Below are 4,794 nucleotides of genomic sequence, written 5' to 3' on the forward strand. Positions count from 1 at the left end.
GCGACGCTCAAGCCGCCTTGCTGGACACGAAAAATCACTGCGGCCTGATCGGCCAATCTAGATGAAAAGTGCTCTAGCTTCCTGCACCTTGCCCTTGCCAAAGCGCGGCGCGTCGGTAGGTTTCCCGCCATGCACGAACTGGTGGAACAGGTTTTTCAATGGCTCGAGTCGATTAACGGGATCTTTTTGTTGCCGGCGATTGCGATTCTGCCGCTGTGCTTCTTCCCGGTCTCGGTGCTGTTGGTGCTGGTCGGTTACAAGTTCGGGCCAGTCGAAGGGCTGCTGCTGGCGATGGTCGGCGTGGCGATCAATGACGCCATTGCCTATTGGATGGCGCGTACGTTTATGCGCGGGCCGATTGTTCGCATGCTTGAGAAGCGGAAGCTCAAAGTGCCCGTCATCAAGAAAGAAAACGAGATCCAGTGGATCGCGCTGCTGCGCATTGCGCCGGGCTCGCCAATGATCATCCAGAGCTACCTGCTCGGGCTGGCCAACGTGAACTTCATGCGCTACATGCTGCTGTCGGTGCCGATCCAGTCCGTGCATGTGTTCCTGATCATCATGTTTGGCGACGCGATTTTCGAAGGGAAGGTCGGCACGGTGATTTTTGCGGTGTCGCTCTTCATCGTGGTCGGCATTGCCTGCCGCATGATTTATAAGAGGCAGAAAGAACGTGGCAACGTCCCGCAGACAGAATCCTGACGACGCGATCAGCGTGGCGGACTTCACCCGCCGCGTGCGTCAACTGCTCACTCAAGGCATCCCGCCGTGCTGGGTGCGGGGGGAGGTGTCCAACCTGCGCCGTCAGGCCAGCGGGCACGTTTATTTTACGCTGAAAGACGCCGACAGCCAGCTCTCCTGCGTATTGTTTCGGATGGATGCTATGCGTCAAACGGTAGACTTGCGCGACGGCATGGCGGTGCTCGTCCAGGGCGGCGTCGATGTGTATGAACCGCGTGGCACGTATCAGCTGATTTGCCGCACGGTCATGGAGGAAGGGCAGGGGCGTCTGCAGGAGCGCTTTGAGCAACTGAAGAAGAAGCTCGCCGCCGAGGGCTTGTTCGACCAGGAGCGCAAGCGGCCCATCCCCGTCTGGCCGAAAACGGTGGCCGTGGTCACCTCGCCAACGGGCGCGGCGATTCAGGATTTTTGCCGCGTGCTCGAACGCCGCGATTGGCGCGGGCGCGTGGTCGTGGCGGGCTCCAAGGTGCAGGGTGAAGGCGCGTCGACGGACATTGTGGAGGCGCTGCGGCAGATCCACGTGTGGGGCGAGGCGGACTTGATCGTCGTCATGCGCGGCGGTGGCAGCCTGGAAGATCTTTGGTGCTTCAATGAAGAGCGTGTGGCCCGCGCGGTCGCCGCGTGCAAGGTGCCGGTGATCTCGGCTGTCGGGCACGAAATCGACTTCACGTTGAGCGATTTCGCCGCCGACAAACGCGCCGAAACGCCGACCGCCGCAGCGGAACTCATTTCCAGTAACTTCATCGAGTTGCGCGACCGCGTGAGCAACTTCGGCCGCGATTTCGAGCACGCCGTTGACGAGATTTTGAAGACGCAGCGCCACGAGCTGGAGCTGCTCAAGCGCCGGTTGCAAGTCTACCACCCGAAGGCGCAAGTCCGTCAGGCTCAGTTGCGCTTGGACGAGTTGCAGGGGCGGTTTGAATCGCTGATCAACGCCCGGTTGGCCAAGGACGGCGCGGACCTGCGCCTCTTGCGTCAGCGGCTGACCGCGGTTGGCCCCGCGCGTCGCGTGGAGCAACTGCGCGACCGCGTGGGCACGCTCCAGCGTCGCTTTGACCGCGCAACGAGCGATCAGCTCCGTCGTCGCCGTGACCGCCTGACTGTGTTGAAAGACCGGCTGGAGGGCGTTAGTTTGCAACAGACTTTAAAGCGAGGCTACGCCATTGCCCGCGACCAGCAAGGCCGCGTCGTCACGCGCAAGGAAGCGCTCACGAAAGGCGATCTGCTGGCCCTTGATTTCGCCGACGGCGAGGTGAAGACAAGAATCGAGGAACTGTAATTTATTAGCCGCGGATGAACGCGGATTAAACACGGATGCCAGCAGGATAGAGATGATGATTTTTATCCGCGTTCAATCCACGTCCATCCGTGGCTAAATAGCCGCTGGCTGAAAACCCTTGAAACCCCCGCGTGCATTGGCTTTATGGAACGTTTTTGAAGTTATCATGAGTGACGCATCCACCGAACAGCAGGTTGTCCTGACCTGTGCCCAACCGACCGGCAAACTCCACCTCGGAAATTACCTTGGGGCCGTGCGCAATTGGACGCGTTACCTCGATGGCTATGAGTGCTATTTTGGCATCGTCGACATGCACGCGATCACCGTGCCCTATGTGCCGGCGGACCTGCGCCGCGACACCATGGAGTGCATCGCGCAATACATCGCCTGCGGCATCGATCCGGACAAGGCGAACATCTTTGTGCAAAGCCACATCATCGGCCACACCGAGCTGGCGTGGATCCTCAGCTGCCTGTGCCCGCTGGGACAACTGGAGCGCATGACGCAGTTTAAGGACAAATCCGCCAAGGCCCGCGCTGAGGACAACCAAGCCTTCATCGGCAGCGGTCTCCTGCAATACCCGGTGCTCATGGCGGCGGACATCCTCCTCTACAATGCGGACATCGTGCCCGTGGGCGAAGACCAGAAGCAGCACCTTGAGCTGACCCGCGACCTCGCGCAGAAGTTTAACTTCACGTATTCCGAGACCTTCAAGGTGCCGGACTTGTTCATTCCGAAGACGGGCGCGCGCATCATGTCGCTGCAAAACCCGACCAAGAAGATGTCCAAGAGCGACGAAAATCAGATTTCGACGCTCTACATCACCGACGACGAAAAAACGATCCGCAAGAAGATCGGCAGCGCGGTGACGGACTCTGATTCCGGCCCGGGCTGCGTCCACGCATCCGACGACAAGCCTGGCGTGACGAACCTGCTCGGCATCCTTGGCGTGGCGACGGGCAAGTCCGTCGAAGAGCTCGAAAAGGAATTTGCCGAAGCCAGCTACAAGGATTTCAAGGACGCCGTCGCGGACGCCGTCGCAAAGATGCTCGCGCCCGTTCGTGAGAAATACGAGGCTGTCGTGGCCGACAAGAAATACCTGACCGAGGTCATCAAGCGTGGTGACGACGCCGCCCAAAAGCGCGCCTTCAAGATGCTGGGCAAGGTCCAGCGCAAGGCCGGCTTCGTCGCGCGCTAGCGCGCGACGAATGTTCGAAGGTTTGTAAGTTCGAAATGTTCGAAGGTTGGGGGGAGCTGCGTGCTACGCGCGTCAGGCTAAGTTTCTCAGCTGTACGAGTATCTTGTGCACCAAGGGTAGGGCGTAGATGATGCCGTAGACCAGCAACAGTCCACCTGCGCTGATGATTACCGAGAAGATCAGTTGAAACTTAAACGGACTGACGCCGCGCTTGTCGCGGGTTTTGATGGTGTCTTGGTTCATTGGGTTCTAGATGTTTGAAGGTTGGGGAGGCGTGGCATCGTGCAATGCCGCTATTGGAGGGCGATGTTCCGTCATCGCCGCGCGGTGCGTGAGCATCCCCAATGGAGAAGCGGCATTTTGCCGCTTTAGTTTCTGTTGGATCGGCTAAAGCAGGCAGATGCCGCATTTACGCCTAACTTGGCCAGCCAAAGAAGCCGGCACTGAGCGCCTGGGATAGGAGAATGGCTCCCAGTCCAAAGATGAACACAAAGGCGAAATCAGCGGCGAAGAGGAGGTTCAGCGAAGCGGTGGATTGATTGTCTGATGCGCTATTCATCGTGGTCGAGTTGTGTTAGGGTCGCTGAGTCGTGTGTTAGCCAATGCTGTTGAAGGCATCGGCAATGAGCTTGAGGAGAATCCAGCCCGCCGCCACTGGGACGCCAATGATAAGGCCCAGCGCAAAAATGGCTGAGGTGTAGTCGGTCAGCGCAAAGCTGGGCTTTCGGGTGGTTGCCTTGGTGTCCATGGTGTTTGAGTGTTGATCGTTTCGGTTGCGTATTTCCTAGCTCGGCCAAAAAGAGATAATCTCAAACTTCAACGCCAAGATGAAGAGTATGGGCGACAGCACGAGAGCAACACTGGCGAACAAGATCAGCGACATGGCACTCATGAAAATGCCTCCAAGAATTTTAGCGGCTACGCTGCCCGTTGATACGGTTTCCTTGTCTAAGTCGATGGTGGTTTTGTTGATTGTTTCCATGCCGTCCAAGAATGCCCGTTGCGTGCCAATGCGCCGACCGAATTTATAAGATATTGATTATTAGCAGTTAGCCAATTTAACTACCAAAACTCCAACTACAGCAAACATACAATAAATGCCAACCAGCGGACAAAATGCGCACATTCCGCACATGGCGTCCGACGCCATTCCCATCGAGCAATGACTCTGAGTAGTGCGCGATACGTGTCCGGGCAGTTTCGTTGCCTCTAAGAAGAGGTGGCGCGTATCGTCGCTGAGCGGGGACAGATATCGGGCTCTACCTCATAGATTCCTCCCTCACCCCCACGCTAAATGCTCTCCGCGTCCTCTGCGGTTAAATACCTCCTGCCCCACCCAAAAACTTTTTTAAAAAAGTTTTCTCAGCCCCTCCGAAATCCCCCTTTCGAGGCCCATTTCACTACCCGCTACCACGAGTCAGTATTAGTGAGTAGCTCTCAGTGGCTTTCACTAATAGCGAAACGGCGCTTTGGGGCCTCTCCCACCCCTCCAAAGTAGCCAACTGAGCCAACTGAGCCATTGTCAGCTCACCAGTTGCTTGATAATATAAGCGTGTTCCTCGGGCGAAGGCGCCCG

Annotated in this window: 7 protein-coding genes; 3 read left to right on the top strand and 4 right to left on the bottom strand. The window is 57.6% G+C overall.

Translation table 11 applies throughout. The annotated features are described in order from the left end of the window. Window positions 1-129 precede the first annotated feature (129 nt). The 3 genes from RBB63_RS23490 (at window position 130) to trpS (ending at window position 3,218) form a co-directional block, all read left to right on the top strand. Window positions 130-702, top strand: a complete 573-nt coding sequence (locus RBB63_RS23490) for a TVP38/TMEM64 family protein (protein WP_309387870.1) — start codon at window positions 130-132, stop codon at window positions 700-702. After that, window positions 674-2,020 carry an exodeoxyribonuclease VII large subunit gene (gene xseA / locus RBB63_RS23495; protein ID WP_309387872.1) on the top strand — a complete coding sequence of 449 codons (1,347 nt, stop codon included), beginning with the start codon at window positions 674-676 and terminating at the stop codon, window positions 2,018-2,020. Before RBB63_RS23490 ends, xseA begins: the two co-directional genes overlap by 29 nt. Before the next feature lie 166 nt (window positions 2,021-2,186). Next, complete coding sequence (trpS, locus tag RBB63_RS23500; RefSeq protein ID WP_309387874.1) at window positions 2,187-3,218, top strand: tryptophan--tRNA ligase; 1,032 nt, start codon at window positions 2,187-2,189, stop codon at window positions 3,216-3,218. A gap of 72 nt (window positions 3,219-3,290) precedes the next feature. Here the strand turns inward: trpS and RBB63_RS23505 are convergent, their stop codons facing one another. The 4 genes from RBB63_RS23505 to RBB63_RS23520 all read right to left on the bottom strand — a co-directional run bounded on the left by RBB63_RS23505 (window position 3,291) and on the right by RBB63_RS23520 (window position 4,200). Next, a complete protein-coding gene (locus RBB63_RS23505) occupies window positions 3,291-3,461 on the bottom strand; it encodes a hypothetical protein (RefSeq protein WP_309387876.1) in 171 nt (56 codons plus the stop codon). 172 nt (window positions 3,462-3,633) lie between these two features. Beyond that, window positions 3,634-3,777 (bottom strand): hypothetical protein, encoded by a 144-nt coding sequence (locus RBB63_RS23510; RefSeq protein WP_309387877.1) that lies wholly within the window; start codon window positions 3,775-3,777, stop codon window positions 3,634-3,636. 36 nt (window positions 3,778-3,813) lie between these two features. Further along, window positions 3,814-3,966, bottom strand: a complete 153-nt coding sequence (locus RBB63_RS23515; RefSeq protein WP_309387878.1) for a hypothetical protein — start codon at window positions 3,964-3,966, stop codon at window positions 3,814-3,816. Between the two features lie 36 nt (window positions 3,967-4,002). Next, window positions 4,003-4,200 carry a hypothetical protein gene (locus RBB63_RS23520; RefSeq protein WP_309387880.1) on the bottom strand — a complete coding sequence of 66 codons (198 nt, stop codon included), beginning with the start codon at window positions 4,198-4,200 and terminating at the stop codon, window positions 4,003-4,005. Window positions 4,201-4,794: the final 594 nt, after the last annotated feature.

It is taken from the genome of Cerasicoccus frondis (assembly GCA_031296915.1).
Classification (GTDB): domain Bacteria; phylum Verrucomicrobiota; class Verrucomicrobiia; order Opitutales; family Cerasicoccaceae; genus Cerasicoccus; species Cerasicoccus frondis.